The organism is Limimaricola litoreus, from assembly GCF_024159025.1.
GTDB lineage: Bacteria > Pseudomonadota > Alphaproteobacteria > Rhodobacterales > Rhodobacteraceae > Limimaricola > Limimaricola litoreus.
Genome location: NZ_JAMYXC010000129.1, coordinates 1 through 22,278, shown reverse-complemented (window position 1 = coordinate 22,278; position 22,278 = coordinate 1). Strand labels below are relative to the sequence as shown.

Here is a 22,278-nt window from a genome sequence, read left to right as displayed (position 1 = left end):
CGATTATGAGAACGTGATTGCCACTGCCATGCGCTGGTTCGACTGCTATTGAGGCGCGTCCTGCTCGGTCGTCTGTCTGGGCAGGCGACGGGCGCATCTCATTGGCGACGATTTCTCGAGAAGCACCAGGGCCTGTTGATGCCGCGGGGAAGGACCTCCTCCGCCACATTGATCGACCGGCGTGGGCGCAATGCAAGTCACCGCGCCTCGCCGGAAGGATCCGGATCGAGGCACTCCGCCAGCAAGCCATCCACCATGTCCTGTCCCTGTCGTCGCTGCGCCGCCTGCACGGCCCTGCCTTGGTAGAACTGTGCAGAACGGGGATCGCGCTGCGCCGAGAGCGCCAGAGCCATCTCGACGCCTTCCGGACCGAGCTGGCCCAGTTCGGAATGCACACGGGCCCGGGAGATATGCGCGCCGGTGCCGATATGTTTGCGCCAGACGGTCGAGGGATAACTCGCCGCCAGCTGTCGCCCGTCCACGCCGCGAAAAAGAGGCAGCGTATCCGCCATGCCGCGGCGTCGCATCTCCTCGAGCCAGAGAGGCTCCATCCCGCGCAGCACCAGCGTATCGAGGAAGGGTGTCAGCACCGGGTGCAGCGCGCCCTGCAACGGCTCTTCCTCCTTTGCGGTCTCGATATCGACACGGTAACGGGTGCCATCAAAGCGAATATCGCGGCCCCAGAGCAGCTGCCCGTCCCGCAGGCGCAGCGGCAGCAGCGTCCAGATCGCAATGATCGCCGCCGCGTTCAGTAGACATAGCGCCGTCTGGCGGCGTGGAGCCTGTCGGCTCTGTTCCAGCAGATCGGTGGCGAGGCTCCAGGTAGCGGAGAGATCCGGCAGCTCGTCGAGGCGACCGAACTTCAGCGGCACCACCGTATCGAGCTCGCGGCGCAGGCTGTTCTCATGGTGACGCAGGGCCACCAGCAGGAGTGGATCGAGGCCGAGGGCTTCGCCGAACTGCCGCAGCCGCATCACGGCCGTGTGCCGCGTGGCGGGGCGGTTGCCCTGCGCCTGATAGGTGGGCGCCGCGCGGGCGGCGGCATCGGCGGCGCGGGACGCTTCGAACCTACGAACGCCCTCGATGGTCATCGCCACTTCCGCGCCTGCCTCGCACTGCACACGGGCGTATGCGCGCAGGGTGTCCTCCATGCTGTCGATGACCGAGGCGGCGGGCACGGCTTGGTGCATCGGCAGGGCGCCAAGGCGCATCTTGCCGAGCAGCACCTGCCATGCCTCCGGCAGATCGCTTGACGCCACGCGCCGCATTGCTGCTGGACGCGGCTTGCGACCTGCGGCCGAGGGACGCTTCGGGCTCTTGCGCGCGATCGCGGCGGCGAGCACGACATGCACCGCCGGATTGCCTGGCAGCAGCCGATCGAGCGCCGCCTTCAGGCTGCGCAGCCGCCGGCTGGAGCCCGTATCGGCGACGAAGGCGAGATAGTCGGCTTCCGTCGGCACGGTAATGCCGCGCGCGTCGGCGAAGGTCAGAAAGCGTGCCAGCACGCGCAGGTCTTCAAGCGGCACCTCGTCGAAGGTCGGCAGATGTCGGTAGGGCGCCATCAGCGGATCGGCACGCAGCGTCTCCCGGTCCCGCCGGTCACAGCTGCGACTGCGGGGGCGTTTCTGACGGATTGCTTCGCGCACCACCTCGCGCACCGGCGTGCCAGCGGGCAGCAGCCTGTCGAAGGCGGTGCGCAGGTCATCGAGCCTACGAGTCGATGTGTCCGCCGCGACGAAAGACAGGAAGTCCGCCACCCCCGGGACGGTGATCCCCTGCCCTTCGGCGAAGCCGAAGAACCGGTCGAGCGTGCGAAGCGCGCGCAGACCGATCCCGTCGAGCCCGGGGCTGTCCCGGAACGGTGCGAAATGTTCCGCCGCGAGGATCTCCTCGCGGCTGCGGGTGTCATAGGCCTTGTCAGTCATGCATCAGCCCCACCAGCAGGTCCTGGCCGCGCTCGACGAGCTTCAGGGCGCTGAGCCAGCCGTAATACTGCCGCAGCGTTCCGGGCCTGTCGTCGATCCGCTTGGCGATCACCTCGATCTCGTTGGGATACTTGTCGAGCAGCAGCGAGGTCTGGCCGTGGCGCATCTGGTGCGGCGTCATCGGCAGGTTCACCACCGTGCGCATCAGCCCGGCAAACTCGGCGCCGAAGTAGTCGCTGTTGAGCGGCGCCCCCGGCACCGTCACCGCGGGGAACAGGTAGGGGCTCGTCGCGGCATGCGGAAAGAGCGGCCGGATCACCGAGACATACCACTGTATGGTGTCGTGATAACCATGGACGTTGGCGCGGATCGGGAACGCGATTTCCGCCTTGTTCTTGGTCAACTCCGCCGGGATCATCACCTTGATCGGCTTCTTGCCGGTCTGCGGGATGCGGATCTGGGCATCGTCGCCGATGCAGGTCAGTTGCATCGCGTTGTCGACGCGGATCGGTGCGCCGCCGATCTCGATGGCCGCGAAGCCGGCGCTGGCGCCGAGCAGCCGCACCCGCGCCCGCTCATGACCGCTGAGCGCGCGCTCCTCCTGCGCCGCGCGTGCCAGCAGGATCTCGGCTTCCCGACGCAGCACCTGGAACGACGAGAGGAACCGGCGGCGCATGGGGGCCTTGTCCACCAGCATCTCGCAAAAGGCGCGGTTCTTCGGCGTCATGCGCTTGTCGGCTTTCCGACCCGCCCGCGCGACGGCATTGTTGGCCAGCACCTGCTCCAGAAGCGAGGTATCGATGCCGAGATGCCCTCGCACCTGGTTCAGAGCCATGAGGTATTTGCGGGCGGAGCGGGGTTCGAGATGACCGTCGCGCCTCAACTGCTGCCGCCGCGCGAACATCTCCCCCGCGATGGCGCAGAGCGCCTCGTCATCGGCCAGCAGCGGTTGGAGATCCTGAGTGCCGGGGGCGAGGCGCCCCAGGTCACGGGCGATCCTCAACGCAGTCCGGAAGGCACTGCGCATGACATGTGCATGGCCCTTGTGCTCGTCGGTGAATGACTGCTCGACCGGGTCCCAGCCGGTTTGCGTCACCGCCGCGATCCAGCGTTCGACCTGCGCCTCCCATTGCGGCTCGAGCGCCTGCAGTTGCGGCACGCGCGCCCCGGCGGTGAACCCGATCGGCTGCGGCGGCAGCCATGCCAGCAGCTCGGGAAACTGCCGCAACTCGTCGAGCCGGGCGAGCGACCGGCGGTTTGCCTCGCGCTTGTTGCCGCTGAAGTCCGCGTCGAGCCGCTGTGCCTCCGGCAGTCCGAGGTCGCGTGGCTGCCAGCCATAGGCTCGGGCCACCAGCGCAAAGGTTCTCAAGGCAGAGAGCTTCATCGGATGCCATTGCACGCCCTGCCCCACCCGACCTTCCGTCAACGGCTTGATGGCGGCGCAGAGCTGCGTCCAATCGTCCTTCATCGCGCGCAACCGGGCGCGCTCCGCGTGCACGCCGAGGAATTCCCGCAGCGCCGCCTGAAGCCGGCGCCGGAACAGCAGGTAGGCGGCGTCGCTCGACCAAGGCGCGGGATCGAAGCCGGTCAGAGGAAACCGGTCCATGACCAGTGTGAGATCGGCAGGGATCATCTCCAGCGGCGTGTTCAGACGCTTGCTCACGTTGTCGATCGCGGTGAGATAGCGGCTGCGGGTCGTGTCCGAGAGATCCGTCCGAGCCGCCACGTGGGCATGCAGGTCAGCCAGGGTCGGCCCGGTCACTGCGGGGGCGTGGGCCTGTGTGATGTGCCGTTTGGCGGGGACGGTATGGCCGGTCAGATCGAGCATGAGGGGATCCTTTCTTCTTGTTGGTTTGGGTCGCTTGGACGCGGTTTCGGTCGCCAAAGCGCGCTTGGGACACAGACGCCTTCGAGGTTGCCGCCCGTGAAACCGGCCGGGCGTCTGTGTCCCGGTCGCTTGGGAGTAGGTCCGGTCGCCAAGGCGTGGATCGGTGTGTCCGAGGCGCGGGGAATGCGGTGCATCGCATGGGTCATGGGGCGGGCCGGATCGCACCAAAGACCGGGGCGGGCTTGGCGTAGCGGGGCTGGGGCTGGTCCATGTGCCAGGCCAGCACTTCGGCGCGGCGCCAGCGCTTGGCGCGGGCATCCTTGCGCCCACCGGACAGGTCGATCGCGCATGGGAAGGGTCCGGCACCCTTCGGCACCTGACCCTTCTCCCAGCGGTAGATGATGGACGGGTCCGCGACGCCAACCCGCTCGGCCACGGCCTGTGCGGTAAGAAGCGGCTCGGTCAGCGCGGCGTGGTGTGCGCGATCCTGCACTTCGGATAGTCCGAGCGCTCGCCAGACCACCGGCCAGCGCGTCGTGCCACCGCGCAGGGAGATCCCGAGAGCCTTCAGCACGCGGGCCAGCCGCCGGGGATCCGGGGAATGGCCGGAGGAGCGCTTCGACTCCAGGGCGAAGAAGGTGATGAGATCGGCGCGGGTGAGAGGTCTGTCGAGCATGGCCCGGGGGAATTAGGGTCAGGCCGGCTTCTGCAGAAAAGAATGGAGACAATTGAATCAAATGCGGCTCGTGCTCGCTGGAGATGTGCCACGTTATGAATCGATGGATGGCCTGCCCCAGTGGAGTGATCCGTTTTCAATCTTGGTGCATGATAATAGACCTGCTTCCGGGAAGCTGGATCGCCGGATCTGGAAAAGGTTCGTAACTGCCGAGCCGACAACGGGAGGTAGACCGATGCGAGCGTCTCTGTTCCGCGAACAGCAGACCGCCTTCATTTTACAGCAGGTGGATGACAAGCTTAGCGTCGAGATGGTCTGTCGGAAGGCCGACATCTTCCAGCAGATCTTCTATCGTTGTTGCAGACCGAAGTTACCTCAACGGCCCACCATGCCGGTGGCGCCGCCTGCTTGTCCGTCCGGACCACCTCACGCGTAGCCCCCCTGAGCAACCCGGAAGACGTAGGACGCTACCGTTTCGACGCGATCCTCCCGCAGCAGGTCCGCCGCGGTTCGGCCACCGAAGGACGGGAGGGGCCGTGTCGAAACCCAGGCATAGGCTTCAGAAAATGAGCCGGTCCATGGGACGACCTGCACGAGGACTTCAATCAGATCCCTGAGCCTGCGCTGCGTTTCCGGCGTTTCCAGCCGTGAACGCTCGCTCAGCGCTTCCTCCGGCAGGTCGAGAGCGAGCGCGAGTTCGGCCCTGCTCAGGCGGAGCACTTCGAGAAGGTCATCGATGACAACCTTGCCATCGGGTCGTATCAGATCCTGCGCGGTTGGGAACGGAGGGAGCGGGTCAGCCATGCCGAGAAGCATAGGCCCGTTTTGCGGCATGCGCAGCCAGCTGGAGAAATCAGCTGATACCTCCGCGTCTCGGCTGAGCATGGCTCCGTCAGGCCGACAGGCCATGCGGCACAGGCTGCGACTGCAAAAAAATCTTAGCCTCACTTCAAAGCATTGAATCTTATTACATAATTTTAACCAAACCCGCTTCTGGGTTTGGGTTTTCGGATCAATTTCCCCCTCGCACACAACGAGGGACCTGATCCATGACCACCAACACCAAACCCGCCAGCACCCGCCACGTTTCCACCGCCGCTGAGTTCAGCCAGTATTACACCAACGCGCAGATTGCGGCGGACTATGTGAAACAGGTCCGGGCGCGCTACGTCGCCAACCCCTTCGATACCGTCATCGAGCCCTCCGCCGGTAGCGGCGCCTTTTCGCGCCCTCTCGGACCCGACTGCATCGCGCTCGACCTCGACCCGAAGGCGCCGGGCATCATCAAGGCCGACTTCCTCAACTGGACGCCCGCGGTATCCGCCGATCGTTGCCTCGTCATCGGCAATCCGCCCTTCGGCGAGAAGGCGGCACTCGCCTTCCTCAACCACGCCGCCGGCTTTGCTGATGTGATCGCGTTCATTCTGCCAGCGACGTTTTGCAAGAAAACGCAGCAGAACCGCGTCGACAAACGCCTGCACCTCGTGCACGAGGAGGAGGTGCCACAGGATGCCTTCATCTACGAAGGCAAGACCGTTCACGTGCCCTGCGTGCTGCAGATCTGGGAGCGTCGCTCGGCGCCGCGTCAGCTGCACACGCTCGAGACCACGCATCCGCATTTCGAGCGCTGCAGCCAGACCGAAGCGGACCTCGTGATCCGGCGCGTGGGCGCGCATGCCGGTCAGCTGAAGCCCCTCGGGGCGCAGTGGAGCCCACAGTCCAACATTTTCCTGCGGGCCACCGGCTGCAGTCCGGAAGAGCTGAAGGAGCGCTTCGCGCGGCTCGACATGTCGAAGCATGCCCGCAACGGCGCCGGTGGTGGCTCGATCAACATGAGCGAGGTCGTTGCGCTCTACGAGGCAGCCCAGGCCGAGGAAGCCCGGACCGCAACTGTTGGCACCGCAGTGTCGATGCTGCGGCAGATCGCACAGGAGGTGCGCGCCGCCCCTGAAAAACTGTCGGTCGAGAAGGTTGACAGGGCCGCGCAGCAGGCAACGCCCGGTGCGACTGCGGCTCCGGGGGAGCGCAAAATGCCCAAAGTCGACGCCGCCGCGCTGTCCGATCGGGTGGTCATTGACGACATCGCGGGAGGCCGTTGCGCGTTTCAATGCGGCCGCGGTGGAGGCACAGACCATCACGATCACGGTGCCGCTCAGCTTCCGCAAGACGAGCGTGCAGAACCGGCTCGATCCGGCCTTCCGCCTTGTCGAGGACATCGACGCCACGGTGCAGGTGGCGGGATCCAGCGGCCTGCTGCGCGAACGGAGCTGCGCGACCCAGATCTGGGAGCGTCCCGCCGAGCCCCGGCCGCAGCCTGTACTGGAAACGCGGCATCCTGACTTCGCGTTTTGCAACCGGGCCGAGGCCGACTTTGCAATCCAGCGCGCGGGCTGGTGATCACTTCAGCTTCAATCGAGTCTCCGCCTGCGCTTTTGGTGAATTCTAAGATCTCGCTCGAAGGCGTCGTTCGGTGGCTTCGCACGGAGCGCCGCGACGTGCCATTTGGTTGTTTCGACTGGGATCCGTTCGCCGCGCAACTCGCGGACAACATCGGTATGGTGCAGCAGGACGTGACAGGGTTGGTTGCTACCGCCTTTGCGCGCATCGATGCGCCCGCTGGGCTTCCCGAAATCGCCTACGTGCCCTGCATCCTTCGCGCTCGAGACGGAACCTGATCAGAATGATATGACGGCTCGGCACGACGAGAACAGATTGCCATCTTAGCGCAAGCTTTGTGGAGGTGGGGCTTGGGCTGCGATCATAAGCAATGTGCTAAAGTCCTCGCGACCACGCAGGAGATTATCATGCGCCCCTACTGCCTTGCCCTTTTTGGCCTCTTCATCGTCACCTCGGGTGCAGCTCAACAGGACGCTACCCCAACCGCGATCGAGAGCCTGATCATTGACGCGAACCCGTGCGCGAGCGCTTCGACGGATCTGATGGGAATGGCGGTCGGTGTGGACCAACTGCGCTCGATCAGCGTAGAGAGGGCGTCGGTAGTCATCGAAGGTGACATCATGACGTCGAACCTTATTGGAAGCCTTGCGTGCGAGTCTTCGGCAGGCGCAGTGGCTCCTGGCTTCGTGAGCGCAGCGATCGATGCGGAAGTAGTCATCGATCTCTCCACCTGCATCGTCGGCGAGACTTCTGTGACGATCAACAACGCCGTGGTTGAGATCGACATGCCCGGCTTGATGGGTGCCGTCGGGGAGCTTTTCGAAGAGCAGCTTCCGCTGCTTCTGGAGCCCGCCTTACGGCGATCTCTCAGCGAACGGGCGGTCACGGCCTGCAAGCAACTCGAAGCTGACCGCTGAGCCGGCAAATGTGCCTGCCAGGTGGAGTCGAACTCTGCTCATTCAGCCCTCCTATCCACCTTTGATGCAAGCACTTCCTGAGAGCCGATGCTCTTCACGGCTTCCGCGAGAACCCGGATCGCATCGTCCATATCGTCTGCGTCAGCGTATTCGTCCGGTCGGTGACTGATACCGCCCTTGCACCTGACGAAGAGCATTCCGGCTGGGCAGAGATCCGCCATCGCCGATGCATCATGAGTTGCGCCTGAAGGCATGGCGACGACAGGCAAGTTCGAGGCGGTCATTGCTTGAGACAGCGCCTCTCTCATACCCGGGTCACAGGCAACGGCGGGCTGTTCGTAAGTTTGCTCAATCCGCACAGCCACCCCGACTTGCGTAGCGATCTCCTGAACCCGCCGCATGGCTTGCGACCGGAAGTCCCGCCGTATCTCGTCCGACGGCGCTCGAAGCTCCAATGTCAGACTGACCTCGGATGGGATGGCGTTGACGACACCGGGTTTCACATCGATCTGGCCGACTGTGGCGCGGCAATCTTCGATCGCAGTCGCCGCCTCCGATACGGCCGCCACAAAGCGGGAAGCAGCCACCAGCGCATCACGCCGGCCCGCCATGGGAACCGTCCCTGCGTGACCAGTCTCACCTTCGAAGGTGACCGCGTAGCGGGATATGCCGCAAATCGCGGTCACGACACCGAGTGACCGGCCTTCGGTCTCCAGCACAGGCCCTTGCTCTATGTGGGCCTCCAGATACCCGATCACCTCGTCCTTCTTACGCACCAGCGCAGGAATCCCCTCCGGATCCAGACCGAACTCCTGCATCGCTTGGCGCATGCTCGCCCCTTGGGCGTCCTTCATGTCCAGGACGGCCGGGTCGAAACGCCCCGCCAAGGCACGCGGGCCGATCAGGGCCGTCGGAAAACGCACCCCTTCCTCGTCCGCGAAGGCCAGAACCTCGACCGCGAACGGCAACCGCACGCCTTCCTCGCGAAGCCGACGGACGGCAAGGCAGGCCACGGCAACTCCCATGATCCCATCGAAGCGACCGCCCGAGCGCACGCTGTCCTGATGGGAGCCGAGCAACAGTGCCGGCTTGCCGACCATACCGGGCGTTCGCCCAACGAGCGTGCCCGCCGCATCGAGGCTGACGTCCAGTCCGGCATCCCTCATCCATGCCGATATGGTATCGAGGGCTCGACGATGTTCCGGGGTCCAAGGCAGACGAGTGACTCCCGGTCCCGCTTCGGACATCTCGGCGATTTCCAGCAACCTTGCCGCTGCCAACTCCCCGTAGGTCATACTTCCCCTTGTATTTATCATGATAAATTTGCTTTATGGATGCCTTCGGAAGTCGAAAGAGTTGTGCGATGGCGAGAACAAGCGTCACTCCCGCCGAGAAGGGCCGTAGGCGTTCCCGTCCCATCCGCGTGGCCGAGGCCATCAAGGAATGGGTGGTCGAGCAAGGCCTGCAGCCGGGTGACCGCCTGCCCGGCGAGACCGATCTGATCGAACGTTTTGGCATGTCCAAGGGCACGATCCGCGAGGCCATGCGCCTGCTGCAGGCACAGGGCCTGGTCGAAACCAAGACCGGGCCCGGCGGTGGAAGTTTCGTCGGCGAGGTCTCCACCGAGCGCGCGCACGCCTTGCTCGCGAACTACTTCTACTTTCGAGACATCTCGATTGCCGACATCTACCAGCTCCGGGTCGCTCTCGAACCAGAAGTTGCGGCATCGCTGGCCGGGCGCCTGTCGGTCGATCAGCTCGCCGATCTGCGATCGATCATCGACGACTACGCCGAGCCGGCCGGTGACCCCGAAGAGGAGCGCGCCCAGCATGTCGCGTCGCTTCGGTTTCACGCCAAGCTCGCGAGCTTCGCCGACAATGCGCTGCTGGGCTTCATCATCGGTTTCATGTCGCAGATCCTCGCGGACCTCACCGTCTACAAGCAGCTCTACGCCGCACCCAACGTGGAACTCTGGCGGACGGGTCGACAGCATCAGCTCGACCTGCTCGATGCGTTGGAACGGGGGGATGCTCAGGAGGCCCGCTCCATCATGCGATCGCACATGGAAATGGCCTGGCGGATGATGGAAGATCAGCAGGCCGTCGTCATGAAGCGCTTCATGGCCCACTGATCAGCCAGCAGGGGTCACGGTTTCGCTGAAAGGCTCGGCCCGTTCGGGCTCGTCCAGCGTCGGCACGAGACGCGCCCATTCGCTGTAGGCCCCGCTGGTGGCCCGGCGATGCAGGTCCGAAAGATCCTGTAACGGTGTCTCGGAGTAGTCGATCCGGAGGCTGAGCGGGGGGTCGCTGCGCGACACGACGAGCAGTGCAGCAGACAGAAGCCCCCTGCTGTCGCCCCCTGCCATGGCGGCCGCCTCGAGCGCTGCGATGAGCCGCTCGGCCATGTTTCCGCGCGCCTCGAGGTAACCCTGCAGGCAGGCCTCGATCACGTCGTCGCCAGAGAGCAGGTTGCCCGTCACCACGACCGAGGGCGCTTGCCGCGCACCAGCCGCCGGAATGCTCGAAGCCCCCGTGAAGTGTCCTGTTCCCCCATCCGGGTCGAGAGCCGCCAGCTGGCGATGAGCCCGTCCTGCATCGGCATCGGCGACCTCGAACACCGCCTCGGCAGCCGACTGGCCAGCCCGCATGCGCTCCAGCACTTGCGTGCCCCAAAGGGTGCTCGGCAAAGACCCCTGCGAGGCCGAGAGCCCTGATTCGGCATCCCCGCGCAGCACCCACCCCCCTACGCACAGGCTGCCCGTAGTAGCCGCTGCACCGTAAGTGCCTGTTTCCGCGTCATATGCGAGGATTGAAATCGTCATCCCATCATCTCCGTGCCAGCGCGCTTGAATTTATAATGAAAATTTGCCCTGATGCAATTTATCATGAAAAATAAGATCGAACCGAACAGGAGAGGTAACCCATGTCGATTGGACATCTGACCCGCCGAAGCCTGCTTGCTGCTGGCACCGCCCTCACCATGGCCCTGGGTGCGCCGGCCTTCGCCCAGACCCCGCCGGGTGTCCTCGTTGTCGGCCAGATTGCGGAGCCCAAGGCCCTCGACCCCGCTGCTGTGACCGCGGTGAATGACTTCCGCATCCTGATGAACGTCTATGACGGGCTCGTGCGCTACAAAGACGGCACTCTGGAAGTCGAGCCGGCGCTGGCGACCGATTGGGAGATTTCGGAGGACGGCACCGAATACACATTCACGCTGCGCGAAGGCGTCACCTTCCATGACGGCAGCTCATTCGACGCCGAGGCGGTGAAGTTCAACTTCGACCGAATGCTCGACGAGAGTCATCCCTATTACGATACCGGCCCGTTCCCGCTCTCCTTCTTCTTCTCCGCGATCGAGGAGGTCGAGGTCGTTGATCCGACGACGGTGAAGTTCGTTCTGAACGAGCCCTACGCGCCTTTCCTGTCCAACCTCGCCTACCCCACCGGTCTGATCGTCTCGCCCGCCGCGGTCGAGGAGCATGGCTCGGAATTCGGTCGCAACCCGTCGGGCACGGGCCCGTTCAAGTTCGCGGAATGGCGGCCCAACGAGGCGGTCGTCGTTGAGGCCAACCCCGACTACTGGGATGGTGCACCGCAGCTCGAAGCCGTCGTGTTTCGCCCCATCACCGATGCAAGCACCCGCACGGCAGAAATGCTGGCCGGCGGCATCGACCTGATGGTGGAGGTCCCGCCCGTGGCGCTGTCGCAGTTCGAGGGCGAGAGCTACCAGCTGCACGAGCAGGCTGGCCCGCACCTGTGGTTCCTGATCCTCAACGCCAAGGAAGGCCCCTTCGCGGACAAGCTGGTGCGCCAGGCGGCGAACTACGCGATCGACAAGGAAGCGATCGTGAACGAGGTGCTCGAGGGCACCGCCGAAGTCGCCGCCGGACCAACCCCGCCCGCCTTCGCCTGGGCCTATAACGAGGATCTCGAGCCCTACCCCTACGATCCGGAAAAGGCGCGCGAGCTGATCGCCGAAGCGGGTGCCGAAGGCGCCGAGCTGACCTTCTACGTCACCGAGGGGGGCTCCGGCATGCTCGACCCTGTGGCGATGGGCACCGCGATCCAAGCCGATCTGGAGGCGGTGGGCTTTGATGTGACGATCGAAACCTACGAATGGAACACCTTCTTGGGCGAAGTGAACCCGGGGCTCGAGGGCAAGGCCGACATGGCCGAGATGGCCTGGATGACGAACGATCCCGACACCCTGCCCTTCCTGGCTCTGCGCAGCGAGGCCTTTCCCGATCAGGGAGGTTTCAACTCGGGCTACTACTCCAACCCGAAGGTGGACGAGCTTCTCGAACAGGCCCGCCGCGCTACCGACCAAGAGGAACGCGCGCGCCTCTACAAAGAGATGCAGGAAATCGTGCACGAGGACGCGCCCTGGGTCTTCGTGGCCAACTGGAAGCAGAACGCGGTGACCAACGACCGGGTCGAGAACTTCGACCTCCAGCCGTCGTTCTTCCTGCTGCTCGACGACGTCGCCAAGAACTGATCACGCGCGGGGGCCGCGCCCCGGCCCCCGCTCTCCGAGACGGGAGAGACCGCGCATGGGCGGATACATCCTCAGACGACTGCTCTCGGCGGTGCCGGTGCTACTCGGCATCACGGTCATCGTCTTTCTGATCATGGCACTCATCCCGGGAGATCCGGCGACTGCGATCCTGGGCAGCTACGCCACGCCCGAGAACGTGGCCCGCATCAACCGCGAGCTCGGCCTCGACGCACCGCTTTGGCGCCAATATCTGATTTGGCTCGGCAATATGCTCCAGGGCGATTTCGGGCAGAGCTTCGCCCTGAACCGGCCCGTGTTGGACGAGGTGCTCGAACGCTTCGGTGCAACCCTGATCCTGGCCGGAACCGCTTTTGTCCTGTGCTCCCTTCTCGGCGTGATCGCCGGCACGATCTCGGCGGCCAACCAGTATGGCTGGGCCGACAAGGCGATCACCTTCACGGTGCTCTTGGGCATCTCCATTCCGTCCTTTTTTCTGGGCATGATGATGATCCTGCTGTTCGCGGTCCGGCTGCGCTGGTTTCCGGTCTCGGGCATGTGGCCGATCTACGGGGCTCGTGACGCGGCTGCGCTGATCTCGCATCTGGCGATGCCGGCGATCGCGCTCGCGGTCGTGGCGACCGGCGTGATCGCGCGACTGTCCCGTTCCGCGTTGCTCGAGGTGCTTCGGCAGGACTTCATCCGCACCGCCCGGGCCAAGGGCGTGCACGAACGATCGGTCATCTGGCGCCATGCGCTTCGGGCCGCGATGGTGTCGATCCTGCCCGTGCTGGGCATTCAGGCCGGCTTCGTGCTGTCCGGCGCTGTCTATATCGAGATCGTATTCCAATGGCCCGGCATCGGAAGGATGCTGGTCGACGCGATCCTGCGCCGCGACATTCTGCTCGTGCAAGGAGGCGTGATCGTCGTCGCCGCCTGCTACGTGTTCTTCAACATAATAGTGGACGTGGCGCAGAGCCTGCTCGATCCAAGGATCAGAACATGACCGGCGCGTTCTTCCTTTTCTCGCGCAACCGGCTGGCGCTGGTAGGTGGCATCGTCTTGTGCCTCGTCGTGCTTCTGGTCCTCGCAGCACCGATCCTGCCGCTGACCGATCCTGATGTGACCAACACCGCGAACCGGTATCTCCCGCCGCTCTCAGAGGGCGCTCTGCTTGGCACCGACCATCTGGGCCGCGATCTGCTGTCCCGCCTGCTCTGGGGCACTCGTCTCTCGCTGGCGGTCGGCTTCGCCGCGGCAGCTATCGCCGCGACCATCGGCGCCGCGATCGGCGTCATCGCCGGCTTCTACGGCGGACGGCTCGACAACGTCATCATGCGCGGCGTCGACATGCTGATGGCCTTTCCCTACATCCTTCTGGCGCTGGCCATCGTTGCGGCCCTCGGCCCGGGTCTTCTCAACGCGCTGATCGCCGTTGCAGCAGTCAACGTGCCGTTCTTCGCCCGTAACATCCGCGGCATCACCGTCGGTCTCGCGCACAAGGAGTTTGTCGACGCGGCGCGCCTATCGGGCCTGTCGCGGCCGCAAATCATCCTCACCGAGATCCTGCCAAACGTGCTGCCGGTCATCGTCATCGCGATGTCGACCACGATCGGCTGGATGATTCTGGAGACGGCGGGTCTCTCCTTCCTCGGGTTGGGAAGCCAGCCACCCCAGGCGGATCTCGGTTCGATGTTGGGTGAAGCGCGCGCCGCGCTGATCAGCCACCCGCACACTTCGGTCGTGCCCGGGGTGATGATCCTGATCATCGTGATGTCGATCAACCTTCTGGGCGACGGCATCCGCGACGCGCTCGATCCGCGGCTCAAATCCGGCGCGCTGTCACGGCCGATGGCCGCGACCCGAGTGCGCCGTCAGGCCCCAGCTCCGGAGCCGAACCTCGAGGGCATCCTCACGGTCGAAGGGCTCGAGACGGAATTCCATGTCGGGCCCCGGAAGCTGCGCGCCGTGGGCGGCGTCAGCCTGTCAGTCAAACCGGGCGAATGCATCGGCATCATCGGCGAGAGCGGGTCCGGCAAATCGGTCACCGCCCTGTCGGTCACTGGGCTCGTTGCGTCGCCGCCGGGCGTCATCACCGGTGGCGCCGTAAGATATCGCGGCGACGACCTCATTGGGGCGCCCTATGAACGCCTGCGCGCCGTGCGCGGCCGGGAGATCGCCTATATCTTCCAAGACCCGCTTGCGACACTGCATCCCCTTTATCGCGTCGGCGACCAGCTGGTCGAGGCGATAAAAGCGCACCAGAAAATCGGAACCGAAGAGGCCCGCGGCAAGGCGGTCGAGCTGCTTCGTGATGTTCGAATACCCAATCCCGAGCGCCGGATTTCCGACTACCCGCACGAGATGTCAGGCGGCATGCGCCAGCGCGTCGGAATCGCCATGGCGCTGGCCAATGACCCCGAGGTGATCATCGCTGACGAGCCGACCACCGCGCTCGACGTGACGGTGCAGGCACAGATCCTGTCGCTGCTCGACGACCTCCGGCGCTCGCGCGATCTCGCCATCATCTTCATCACCCATGATTTCGGCGTCGTGGCGCAGCTCTGCGACCGGGTGGCGGTGATGTATGCCGGGAAGGTAGTCGAGGAGGGCCCGACGAAGGCGGTTCTCGCCGCGCCGCGCCATCCCTACACCGCCCGGCTCATCGCCTGCGTGCCTGAGCTGGGAGGCGGCCGCCGCAGGCTCGAGGCGATCCCGGGTCTCCCCCCTGCCGTCGACCGCCTGCCAGAGGGGTGTGCCTTCGCGGAGCGGTGCAACAAGGCACGCAGCGCGTGCCGCGAGGGACATATCCCGCTCGCCCAGGAAGGCGATCGGGCTGTGCGCTGTCTCTTCCCCGAAGAAGCCCCTGCCAGGGAGGCCGCCGAATGACCAAGGCCCTGCGACTGGAAAATCTCTCCAAGACGTTCCCCTTGCGCGGGGGCCTCTTCGGTGGGCCGCGCGCCGGAGTGCGCGCAGTTCAGCCAATCTCGCTCAGCGTGGAGCAAGGAGAGACCCTCGGGATCGTGGGGGAGTCAGGCTGCGGGAAGACCACGCTCGCACGAATGCTCGTTGGCCTTGTCGCGCCGAGCACTGGCACGATCGAGATCGAAGGAGCCGCGCTCGACACCGCGGATCCGACCGACTTCGGCCGTCGCATTCAATATGTCTTCCAGGACCCGATCTCCTCGCTCAATCCTCGCAAGACGATCCGTCAGATCTTGGAGCTTCCGCTCAAGAAGCTGCACGGCATGGGCAAGGTCGCCCGCGAGAAGCGCATTGCCGAGATATTCGACAGTGTGAACCTGCGACCAGAATTCCTCGACCGCTACCCGCATGAATTCTCGGGCGGCCAGGCGCAGCGGATCGGCATCGCCAGGGCCCTGGCTGCGGACGCGCGCATTCTGATCCTCGATGAGCCGGTCTCGGCCCTCGATGTCAGCGTCCAGGCCCAGGTGCTGAACCTGTTGGCGGATCTGCGCAAACGCCTGGGGCTGACCTACCTGTTCATCAGCCACGATCTCGCGGTGGTCGAGGCCGTTTCAGACCGAGTGGCCGTCCTCTACTTCGGGGCCTTGGTCGAGATCGGGCCGGCCGAACGGATCTTCCGGGCGCCGCAACATCCCTACACCAAGCTGTTGGCCGACAGCGCGCCGGTGGTGGGGCGTCCGCTCGAGGCACCGGAGGCAAGAGGGAGCGAACTCCCGGACCCTCTCGATCCGCCGAAGGGATGCGCCTTCGCCGCACGCTGTCCGCGTGCGACGGAGCGATGCCGGCAAGAGATTCCCCCATTGGAGCCGGCCCTCGATGGGGGAGAGGTCGCTTGCTTTCATCCGCTCAGCAGTGACGAGGACATACATCCCTCAGCTATCGAGCGTCGCTAAGGATCAGTATCCTGACGATAACAGAGATGTAGTCCCACTCGAAGCGGGATAAAGTTGAACTGCCACCGCGGCCCAAGGCCGCGCGGCCAGCACGCGCCGCGAGTCCCGCGCGACCGTGCGCAAGCTCTGGACAGCCGCGGTCAAGAGCGGGAGCGATGACAGCTTCACGACCCTCAATGAGCTGATGTTGGCTGCAGATAGGCTGGATCTCGACAAGCGCACGCGGAGAATTGCGGCCCGGCTGCTGGGCGACCTCAGATCCTGCCCGGCTTAGGCCGCGTCACGCTTTCTCGTCGTCGCGCCAGCCGGCTCGATGCCGTCAGGCGTATTCACCGATGGCAATCCGGGAGATGTGGGATTTCACTGCCTCGGCGCGCCCCTTGCGCACCAGGTCCGCCGCGGTCCGGTTCCCGAAGGAGGCCAGGGGCTGGGTGGAAAACCAGTCGAACGCTTGGGGGAGCGAGCCTGCCCAAGGCACGACAGTCATGAGGATCTCGACGAAGTCCCTGAGCTTGCGCTGCGATGCCAGCGCTATCGATCGCGGCGGGGTGGCCAGAGAATTCTGGGACATGCCGAGAGCGAGTGCGAGCTCAGCCTCGGTCAGACCAAGACCAGCGAGAAGCGCATCAAGCGCGACGGTCCCGTCAGGCCGTATCAGGTCCTGCGCGGTCATCATGACTGCTGCTTCTCGTCATCGCGCCAACCCGGCTTCATGACCTTGTCGAGATTCTCGTAGGGCGCGTTCTCGATGAAGCGACGCAGGCGCTCGGGGTCATAGGGCCGATCCCGTCCAGCAGTATTGCCGAGATGTCGCATGTAGAGGCTTACGCCGATCGCCACGACAACCGAAGCGATCGACAGGATGATTTCGAATGTGGTCATCGCAAGCTCCTGCGTAGAATGTCTCGCATCATAGGGGAATGTCAGCAAATCGTGTTGTTAAGACATGGCTTTCGATGACCTGAGGAGGCGGCACTCATCAGATAGCGGCAACGGCTGTCCACAGAGTGCAAGTATCGTCATTCCGGAATGACGTCGCGCAGCGAGGCCGGTATGTCGCGCGCGCCGTGCAGCACGCGCCAGAGATCCACGACGTCGTCTTCCTCGCTGTAGAATGCCAAGTAGCCGAAGCCCTTCACTGGCCACACCCTCAGACCGGGCCGACCGAGATCCCAGCCGAACCGAGGTGATCCGGATGCTGGGTGCGTCGAGATGTGCAGGCAGGCCGCCTCGAAGGCATCGATGAAGCGCATGGCCGTTTCGTAACCCGCCTCGCGGGCGAGGTAGTCGACTGCTGCTTCGATATCGTGACTGGCGGCCAGTCGTGGGACGACTGGCTTAGCATGATCCGTCAAGCTGTCTCGCCGGCCGCCAGAGATGCCCTGGCCCTGAGGGCCTTGAAAGTCTTCTCGGTGATGGGCTCGCCTTGCGCGCTTGCGCGCCCCTCATCGAGCAGAGCTCGCAGCGCCTGCCGGTCCAGATCCCGGCGGATTAGATCACGCACATACTCACTGGATGTGCCGTAGCCGCGCGCTACCGTCTGAGCGTCCACTGCGGAGCGCATGTCATCGGGCAATGAGATGTTCATAGTGGCCATCCTCATAAGATGAGCACTATGGCAATTTTTGTCAATGCGAGTCAGGCCTTGATCGCCAATGTCCCAAGCGAGGGGTCGCGCTGATTTCTGATGACCACCAACACGATTTGCTGACATTCCCCATCATAGCATAGGGCGAGCGTAGAGCCTCTACAGGGTCCCGGAGGCGCGCCGGTTTACACTTCTATGTATATTCAGGGATTATACAGTCTCTTGTATAAGGACGCCTCGAGATGCCTGAATCTTACCACTCCCGTCCTCAGCCAGTCCGTTCTCCTACTGAACTGGGCCAGGCTCTGCGAACGGTCCGCAAGGCCAAGGGAATGACGCAAGCCGAGCTGGGAGCCCTGTCCGGTATTCGAGCGCACCACATCTCGATGATCGAAACCGGCACGACGAAGCCGACCGCATCGACCATCTTCGAGCTGCTCGCGGCCTTGGATCTCGATTGCGTGCTGACACAGCGCGGCCACCCGTTGGGTGGCCCACCCTTGTCGATCGAAGGCATCTTCACGGAGGATGATGACGACTTCCCAACGTCCTTCAGAAAAGCCCGCGGCACGGTTGATCCCGACATCGATTTGTAGCCCTGACGCACGAGCAACACCGTCACCCGATGGCGGAGCTCTCCGCGAGTAGAGCGCGCATCCGCTCCGCGCCCCTCCACGGGTTCCCGTGGCTCCTTGAAGCAGCGTCGTTACGCCGGATCGTCAGCGAGATCCGGGATCGGCGCGGATCAATACCTCGGGCCGCCACGGTATCCGCAACCACGTCAGCGAGCCCCGGCGTGTTGGCGACGAGCGAGATGACCCGCTCGCGCATCGCCTCGTCCGCGAGGTGCGCGGGTGTAGCGACGACTGTAACCCGCCCCTCGGCTATCTCCATCATCTCGGCCGGGAGCCACATCTCGGCCGTCTCGCGCGCGAACTGGTAAACGCCATCAGGCACACCGATCTCGATCGCCAGCGATCGGCCATCGTCGAGGTGAAAGTCATTTTTACCTGGCGCCACCGTCATGCCTCCACCCCTAAGGCCGCGACGCGTGTGTCAGGGGCGATGCCAGCCTCGGCGAGATGCTCAGGGTCGGTGTCGTAGGTCAGTTCGCTCAGCAGCTCCGCAACGTGCTGGATTCGAGCCTCGAGCACGGGGTTTGCCGCGGTCGGCACCGCCACCAGGATCTCGTAGGCGTCATCGAGACGGGCGCTGAGGTTGTCGTAGGTCATCGCCGTGGCCGAAACCTGCAGGTAGCGAACGTCCCGCTCGTAGGCCTGTATCTCGCAGTGGATCAGATACTCGGCCTGATAGGCGGTGCAATGCGCGAGGTCGTCGTCGTGGGCAGCCAGCAGGTCCCCCGCCATCTCGAATACGTCTTCCCAGTGGCGCAGGGTCTCGATGTGCACCACCGCGCTACCGCGCAGGAACTCGGACATGGAGAGTTGCACCCTGGCAGCATGCTCGTCGTGGCCGTGACGGATCAGCGCCTGGATCGTCGCTCGCACGGCGTCGGCGAGGCGACCGGCATCGGCGGGGCGCAGGGTGGTTCGGGCAGTCTCGGTCAGTTTCGTCAAATTCTTGGCTCCTTATTGGTATGAACCAAGTCGGTTCGATCAGCGCTACCAGAAATCCGATCTGGGTATGATAGTTTATTATCTATCAGATATCTCGATGTGTGCCTCTGCCGCGCGTCATCTGGGCAGGTATGCGGTCAGCACGTGCTCGTCCTCGACCCCGGCACTCCCCAGGCCCACGGCTGCCACCTGCCCCACCTCGCGATACTCGACCGCGTATTTGGAGCGCCGCGGGCGCGGCGCCTCAGTAGTCACGTGCACGCCGGCCGGAGCCCCGACGACAAGGATCGTCGCCACGCGCACCTGGCGCCGATAACCAGAGGCATCCAGCAGCCGGAGGCGATGCGCGACCCCACTGCGAGCGCGGAAGATCAGGCCCTCCGGGCCAACGGCACGCCCAGTCTCGTCGCGGTGCAGCCAATGGGTTTTTCCGTCGATCTCGATCGTTTGCCTGGGCTCCTTGCCGCCGATCATGTCGAGGAGTTTGTCGACCGTGATCGGCCCGCCGCGGTATGCATCGGTCTCCGTATGGACGATATCCGAGACAGGATGGCACATGACATCGTCATCCTGGAGCAATGGCGCCCGGTGACCAAGCGCACCGGGCGCATACCGCATCACAGGACTTACGGCGCGCGATCCCCGGCCCGATGTCCTCGGCTTGCCATCCTCGATGACACCCGTAACGTCGGCGTAATACTCCCGCGCCTGCAGCATATCCCCCATGTCCGGGATCTCGGAGTTGCGTGCCAGGATGACACGGCGACGACAAGGCAGCGTCTCTCCGTAGTGCTTCCTCGGGGGGGCCAACTCGTAGAGCTCCGCGTCGCGGAACGCCGCTGCCCAAGCCTGCTCCGCCTGGACCATCACTCGATACGCGTATGCCGCTTCGTTGCTCAGGGCCATAGCTCTTACTTTGATAGGTCATTAGCTATCATCTTTTGACGATACCGCTCGGTCAAGGCAGCTGTGCCGGCTTCTGTGTCGATTGATCCCATCCGGCACAGGACGGTCTTCTGATGCAGCATGCCAAGCGGTATATAGCCGGTATTCTGTGCACTATACCGGCTCTAAATGATAGATGTTAAACTATCATTTGAGAGGTGCTGCGCCTGTCCGCGATCCGCCTGCCGGCCGAATATCCGACTATCGAACCAGAATCTTTCTCGGTCCGGACCACCGGACTCATCTCCTGTCCACACGCAGGAGACGACCATGACCACCGCGGATATCGATGAACTCAATGCCGCGCTCCGCAGAGGCGCCCCGCTGACCACCGAGCAGCTGGCTTGGCATCTCCAGATCGATCCCAAGCATGCCCCACGGATAGAGCCTGCCTTCGGCCTCGAGCCCGAAGGCAGGCTCTATCCGTGGGTCAATATCTGGCGCGCCATCCACGCGACCGAGGGCGTCCAGCTGGCCCAGCACCTGCAGGACCTGAAGGCCAAGTATTCAGGCTCGGTGATCCTGTGCGGGATCGAGGACCTCGAGGCCGAGTTCCGCATGCCGCTGATCGACTTCGCCGCCATGTCCGAAAAGCGGGGCCGGAAACACAACACATTGTCGAAGGTTCTGCGCGAGGGTCGCGAGACCCTGCCGTTCCCGATAATCGACATGGGACCGCGCACCCGCCACTTCCGAGCGCTCGAGGTCCGGCTCTGGGTCCGGGAGAGGATCTGCCTCGAACTCCCCAAGCCGCCCAGCTGGGCGACAACAACGAGCGTCGAGAGTTCGAGTGTTGATGATGAGGGCACCTCAGACGCGGCCGATCCAACCATGGCCGAAAACACCCCCGCCGCGGTCGATCCGGCAAAAAAAGCCATTTTCGGAGGGTTTGGGGGCGATAGCCGGAACCTCCCGACATAGCCGGAAAAAAGTCATACACCCGCGCGTTTGCGGAAGCGCTCAGGCATAACCATGGAGGCTTAGGCATACGCCTAAGCAGGTGCTTATGTCTGACTACGAGATCATCACTGATGGCGGCCGCAGGTGCCGCTGGTCTTTCCGATGAGAGGCCGGCCGAGTAGGGTCAGAACGCGCGAGCAGCCTCGCGTTCGGCCGTCAGGCGGTCGGCATAGCGTTCCTGACAGTCACGAAAGTGCTTGTAGGCTTCTGCCACGCGACGCAGTTCGTTGAGGCGCGGCTCCCACACCAGGTCATCATACCGCGTATCCTCCTGCATCGCGCGGTCACCATAGCCCGGGCGTTCGATGTTGAGCGCGCGACGCAGCGCGTCGCCCATGACCGCCACGCCGTCGAGGTCAGGCCCCTTGATCAACTGACCCTCCTCGAGCTGGTTGAACGTGGCGGTCCAGGAGGGGCGTGTAACCCTGTGGGCTTCGATCCCTGCGCCGTGCCAGAGGCGCGCGAAGACGCGACCGCTGCGGATGGCATGAAAGGCGAGGTCTTCGAGGGAGTTGGATGTCGTCATCAGTCACGTCCTTGTCTTATGGAAAAGATCGAAGGTCCCGAGGTCGACAGCCTTGCAACCGCGTGCGGCTCTTCAGCGGATCAAACCGATAGAAGCAGAACATAGTCCGCTGTTTGTCTCGGGCCTTCATCAGGACAGGCCCGAGACAAACAGCGGACTATGAATGTGCATCATGAAATTGGGGGCATTTCTCGAGTGGCGAAGCAATCGCACATGCGCTCAGTCAGGAGATCGCCGCGAGCGCGTTTCGTGCATTCCGACCGGACTGCCGCGGGATCGTCGGGCCCATCGGCACAACCCCGTCGAACTTTGCGAAGCAATTCAGCGGTGAAGGTTCTCCCGTCTTCCCCTCCCTCCAGAGAGAGGGCGGAGGAACAGGAGGACGTTCAGGCCCTCCGCAGTCAGGTCACCTTGTTGCTATCCTGATCGACTTTCTCACTGCCGTCCTGGGGCTCACGCCCATCCTGTTTTCCCAGCCCGTATCAAAGTCCGAGGTCGATTTCGGGATCCACCGTGCCGCGAGCTTTCTCGAAGGCGACTGGAAACCGATCGGGCGCCTCAAGGCGG

General features: G+C 64.1%; 24 protein-coding genes. 10 read left to right on the top strand and 14 right to left on the bottom strand.

Translation table 11 applies throughout. The features are described 5' to 3' along the window. Positions 1 to 197: 197 nt before the first annotated feature. From NHG85_RS08670 to NHG85_RS08655, 4 genes are all read right to left on the bottom strand, one after another. Positions 198 to 1,925: a hypothetical protein gene (locus NHG85_RS08670; protein WP_099278352.1), complete on the bottom strand. Its 1,728-nt coding sequence runs from the start codon at positions 1,923 to 1,925 to the stop codon at positions 198 to 200. After that, on the bottom strand, positions 1,918 to 3,753 hold the full coding sequence (locus NHG85_RS08665; protein ID WP_099278351.1) for a site-specific integrase: 1,836 nt from the start codon (positions 3,751 to 3,753) through the stop codon (positions 1,918 to 1,920). Before NHG85_RS08665 ends, NHG85_RS08670 begins: the two co-directional genes overlap by 8 nt. 202 nt (positions 3,754 to 3,955) lie before the next feature. Continuing rightward, complete coding sequence (locus NHG85_RS08660; protein WP_099278350.1) at positions 3,956 to 4,429, bottom strand: helix-turn-helix transcriptional regulator; 474 nt, start codon at positions 4,427 to 4,429, stop codon at positions 3,956 to 3,958. A gap of 426 nt (positions 4,430 to 4,855) precedes the next feature. Next, the gene (locus tag NHG85_RS08655) at positions 4,856 to 5,245 is read right to left on the bottom strand and encodes an antitoxin Xre/MbcA/ParS toxin-binding domain-containing protein (protein WP_253331541.1); all 390 of its coding nucleotides are present in this window, start codon (positions 5,243 to 5,245) and stop codon (positions 4,856 to 4,858) included. A 233-nt stretch (positions 5,246 to 5,478) separates the two neighbouring features. Between NHG85_RS08655 and NHG85_RS08650 the strand changes: the two genes are divergently transcribed. The 3 genes from NHG85_RS08650 (at position 5,479) to NHG85_RS08640 (ending at position 7,743) form a co-directional block, all read left to right on the top strand. Beyond that, positions 5,479 to 6,768 (top strand): hypothetical protein, encoded by a 1,290-nt coding sequence (locus tag NHG85_RS08650; RefSeq protein ID WP_253331539.1) that lies wholly within the window; start codon positions 5,479 to 5,481, stop codon positions 6,766 to 6,768. Between the two features lie 96 nt (positions 6,769 to 6,864). Then, entirely contained in the window at positions 6,865 to 7,104 is a 240-nt protein-coding gene (locus NHG85_RS08645) for a type 1 periplasmic-binding domain-containing protein (protein ID WP_253331537.1), read from the top strand. Between the two features lie 129 nt (positions 7,105 to 7,233). Beyond that, positions 7,234 to 7,743, top strand: coding sequence for a hypothetical protein (locus NHG85_RS08640; protein WP_099278347.1), 510 nt, complete (start codon positions 7,234 to 7,236; stop codon positions 7,741 to 7,743). 38 nt (positions 7,744 to 7,781) lie between these two features. On the opposite strand, the gene NHG85_RS08635 is transcribed toward NHG85_RS08640, so the two are convergent. Then, the gene (locus NHG85_RS08635) at positions 7,782 to 9,038 is read right to left on the bottom strand and encodes a M20 family metallo-hydrolase (protein ID WP_099278346.1); all 1,257 of its coding nucleotides are present in this window, start codon (positions 9,036 to 9,038) and stop codon (positions 7,782 to 7,784) included. A 122-nt stretch (positions 9,039 to 9,160) separates the two neighbouring features. On the opposite strand from NHG85_RS08635, the gene NHG85_RS08630 reads away from it, so the two are divergent. Then, positions 9,161 to 9,874 carry a FadR/GntR family transcriptional regulator gene (locus NHG85_RS08630; RefSeq protein ID WP_099278373.1) on the top strand — a complete coding sequence of 238 codons (714 nt, stop codon included), beginning with the start codon at positions 9,161 to 9,163 and terminating at the stop codon, positions 9,872 to 9,874. On the opposite strand, the gene NHG85_RS08625 is transcribed toward NHG85_RS08630, so the two are convergent. Next, positions 9,875 to 10,564, bottom strand: coding sequence for a DUF1028 domain-containing protein (locus NHG85_RS08625; RefSeq protein WP_099278345.1), 690 nt, complete (start codon positions 10,562 to 10,564; stop codon positions 9,875 to 9,877). Between the two features lie 101 nt (positions 10,565 to 10,665). On the opposite strand from NHG85_RS08625, the gene NHG85_RS08620 reads away from it, so the two are divergent. Genes NHG85_RS08620 through NHG85_RS08605 form a run of 4 tightly spaced genes read left to right on the top strand, consistent with a single transcriptional unit; the run spans position 10,666 to position 16,115 of the window. Next, entirely contained in the window at positions 10,666 to 12,237 is a 1,572-nt protein-coding gene (locus NHG85_RS08620; protein WP_253331535.1) for an ABC transporter substrate-binding protein, read from the top strand. 55 nt (positions 12,238 to 12,292) lie between these two features. Further along, entirely contained in the window at positions 12,293 to 13,240 is a 948-nt protein-coding gene (locus NHG85_RS08615; RefSeq protein WP_253331533.1) for an ABC transporter permease, read from the top strand. Further along, positions 13,237 to 15,123: a dipeptide/oligopeptide/nickel ABC transporter permease/ATP-binding protein gene (locus NHG85_RS08610; protein WP_253331531.1), complete on the top strand. Its 1,887-nt coding sequence runs from the start codon at positions 13,237 to 13,239 to the stop codon at positions 15,121 to 15,123. Before NHG85_RS08615 ends, NHG85_RS08610 begins: the two co-directional genes overlap by 4 nt. Continuing rightward, positions 15,120 to 16,115 carry an ABC transporter ATP-binding protein gene (locus tag NHG85_RS08605; RefSeq protein WP_253331529.1) on the top strand — a complete coding sequence of 332 codons (996 nt, stop codon included), beginning with the start codon at positions 15,120 to 15,122 and terminating at the stop codon, positions 16,113 to 16,115. The genes NHG85_RS08610 and NHG85_RS08605 overlap by 4 nt, the downstream gene beginning before the upstream one ends. A 319-nt stretch (positions 16,116 to 16,434) precedes the next feature. Here the strand turns inward: NHG85_RS08605 and NHG85_RS08600 are convergent, their stop codons facing one another. From NHG85_RS08600 to NHG85_RS08585, 4 genes are all read right to left on the bottom strand, one after another. After that, positions 16,435 to 16,788 (bottom strand): hypothetical protein, encoded by a 354-nt coding sequence (locus tag NHG85_RS08600; RefSeq protein WP_253331527.1) that lies wholly within the window; start codon positions 16,786 to 16,788, stop codon positions 16,435 to 16,437. Continuing rightward, positions 16,788 to 16,997: a hypothetical protein gene (locus NHG85_RS08595; protein WP_099278615.1), complete on the bottom strand. Its 210-nt coding sequence runs from the start codon at positions 16,995 to 16,997 to the stop codon at positions 16,788 to 16,790. Before NHG85_RS08595 ends, NHG85_RS08600 begins: the two co-directional genes overlap by 1 nt. A 137-nt stretch (positions 16,998 to 17,134) precedes the next feature. Next, positions 17,135 to 17,470 (bottom strand): type II toxin-antitoxin system RelE/ParE family toxin, encoded by a 336-nt coding sequence (locus NHG85_RS08590; protein WP_099278616.1) that lies wholly within the window; start codon positions 17,468 to 17,470, stop codon positions 17,135 to 17,137. Then, a complete protein-coding gene (locus NHG85_RS08585; RefSeq protein ID WP_099278628.1) occupies positions 17,467 to 17,712 on the bottom strand; it encodes a ribbon-helix-helix domain-containing protein in 246 nt (81 codons plus the stop codon). The genes NHG85_RS08590 and NHG85_RS08585 overlap by 4 nt, the downstream gene beginning before the upstream one ends. A 233-nt stretch (positions 17,713 to 17,945) precedes the next feature. Between NHG85_RS08585 and NHG85_RS08580 the strand changes: the two genes are divergently transcribed. Further along, positions 17,946 to 18,299, top strand: coding sequence for a helix-turn-helix domain-containing protein (locus tag NHG85_RS08580; protein WP_256500257.1), 354 nt, complete (start codon positions 17,946 to 17,948; stop codon positions 18,297 to 18,299). A gap of 22 nt (positions 18,300 to 18,321) precedes the next feature. Here NHG85_RS08580 and NHG85_RS08575 read toward each other — a convergent pair whose 3' ends face one another. From NHG85_RS08575 to NHG85_RS08565, 3 genes are all read right to left on the bottom strand, one after another. Beyond that, a complete protein-coding gene (locus tag NHG85_RS08575) occupies positions 18,322 to 18,729 on the bottom strand; it encodes a hypothetical protein (RefSeq protein WP_099278618.1) in 408 nt (135 codons plus the stop codon). After that, on the bottom strand, positions 18,726 to 19,280 hold the full coding sequence (locus tag NHG85_RS08570; RefSeq protein ID WP_099278619.1) for a hypothetical protein: 555 nt from the start codon (positions 19,278 to 19,280) through the stop codon (positions 18,726 to 18,728). Before NHG85_RS08570 ends, NHG85_RS08575 begins: the two co-directional genes overlap by 4 nt. A gap of 117 nt (positions 19,281 to 19,397) precedes the next feature. Continuing rightward, positions 19,398 to 20,186 carry a phospholipase D-like domain-containing protein gene (locus NHG85_RS08565; RefSeq protein WP_099278620.1) on the bottom strand — a complete coding sequence of 263 codons (789 nt, stop codon included), beginning with the start codon at positions 20,184 to 20,186 and terminating at the stop codon, positions 19,398 to 19,400. 309 nt (positions 20,187 to 20,495) lie between these two features. On the opposite strand from NHG85_RS08565, the gene NHG85_RS08560 reads away from it, so the two are divergent. Beyond that, a complete protein-coding gene (locus tag NHG85_RS08560) occupies positions 20,496 to 21,146 on the top strand; it encodes a hypothetical protein (protein WP_099278621.1) in 651 nt (216 codons plus the stop codon). 163 nt (positions 21,147 to 21,309) lie between these two features. On the opposite strand, the gene NHG85_RS08555 is transcribed toward NHG85_RS08560, so the two are convergent. Beyond that, entirely contained in the window at positions 21,310 to 21,711 is a 402-nt protein-coding gene (locus NHG85_RS08555; protein WP_253331523.1) for a hypothetical protein, read from the bottom strand. Positions 21,712 to 22,278 lie beyond the last annotated feature (567 nt).

What these genes read in the sequence shown, in the direction of transcription:
- NHG85_RS08670 (WP_099278352.1), bottom strand. Translation starts at nt 1,925, where the DNA reads ATGACTGACAAGGCCTATGACACCCGCAGCCGCGAGGAGATCCTCGCG.
- NHG85_RS08665 (WP_099278351.1), bottom strand. Translation starts at nt 3,753, where the DNA reads ATGCTCGATCTGACCGGCCATACCGTCCCCGCCAAACGGCACATCACA.
- NHG85_RS08660 (WP_099278350.1), bottom strand. Translation starts at nt 4,429, where the DNA reads ATGCTCGACAGACCTCTCACCCGCGCCGATCTCATCACCTTCTTCGCC.
- NHG85_RS08655 (WP_253331541.1), bottom strand. Translation starts at nt 5,245, where the DNA reads ATGCTTCTCGGCATGGCTGACCCGCTCCCTCCGTTCCCAACCGCGCAG.
- NHG85_RS08650 (WP_253331539.1), top strand. Translation starts at nt 5,479, where the DNA reads ATGACCACCAACACCAAACCCGCCAGCACCCGCCACGTTTCCACCGCC.
- NHG85_RS08640 (WP_099278347.1), top strand. Translation starts at nt 7,234, where the DNA reads ATGCGCCCCTACTGCCTTGCCCTTTTTGGCCTCTTCATCGTCACCTCG.
- NHG85_RS08635 (WP_099278346.1), bottom strand. Translation starts at nt 9,038, where the DNA reads ATGACCTACGGGGAGTTGGCAGCGGCAAGGTTGCTGGAAATCGCCGAG.
- NHG85_RS08625 (WP_099278345.1), bottom strand. Translation starts at nt 10,564, where the DNA reads ATGACGATTTCAATCCTCGCATATGACGCGGAAACAGGCACTTACGGT.
- NHG85_RS08620 (WP_253331535.1), top strand. Translation starts at nt 10,666, where the DNA reads ATGTCGATTGGACATCTGACCCGCCGAAGCCTGCTTGCTGCTGGCACC.
- NHG85_RS08615 (WP_253331533.1), top strand. Translation starts at nt 12,293, where the DNA reads ATGGGCGGATACATCCTCAGACGACTGCTCTCGGCGGTGCCGGTGCTA.
- NHG85_RS08610 (WP_253331531.1), top strand. Translation starts at nt 13,237, where the DNA reads ATGACCGGCGCGTTCTTCCTTTTCTCGCGCAACCGGCTGGCGCTGGTA.
- NHG85_RS08605 (WP_253331529.1), top strand. Translation starts at nt 15,120, where the DNA reads ATGACCAAGGCCCTGCGACTGGAAAATCTCTCCAAGACGTTCCCCTTG.
- NHG85_RS08600 (WP_253331527.1), bottom strand. Translation starts at nt 16,788, where the DNA reads ATGACCGCGCAGGACCTGATACGGCCTGACGGGACCGTCGCGCTTGAT.
- NHG85_RS08595 (WP_099278615.1), bottom strand. Translation starts at nt 16,997, where the DNA reads ATGACCACATTCGAAATCATCCTGTCGATCGCTTCGGTTGTCGTGGCG.
- NHG85_RS08585 (WP_099278628.1), bottom strand. Translation starts at nt 17,712, where the DNA reads ATGGCCACTATGAACATCTCATTGCCCGATGACATGCGCTCCGCAGTG.
- NHG85_RS08580 (WP_256500257.1), top strand. Translation starts at nt 17,946, where the DNA reads ATGCCTGAATCTTACCACTCCCGTCCTCAGCCAGTCCGTTCTCCTACT.
- NHG85_RS08575 (WP_099278618.1), bottom strand. Translation starts at nt 18,729, where the DNA reads ATGACGGTGGCGCCAGGTAAAAATGACTTTCACCTCGACGATGGCCGA.
- NHG85_RS08565 (WP_099278620.1), bottom strand. Translation starts at nt 20,186, where the DNA reads ATGGCCCTGAGCAACGAAGCGGCATACGCGTATCGAGTGATGGTCCAG.
- NHG85_RS08560 (WP_099278621.1), top strand. Translation starts at nt 20,496, where the DNA reads ATGACCACCGCGGATATCGATGAACTCAATGCCGCGCTCCGCAGAGGC.
- NHG85_RS08555 (WP_253331523.1), bottom strand. Translation starts at nt 21,711, where the DNA reads ATGACGACATCCAACTCCCTCGAAGACCTCGCCTTTCATGCCATCCGC.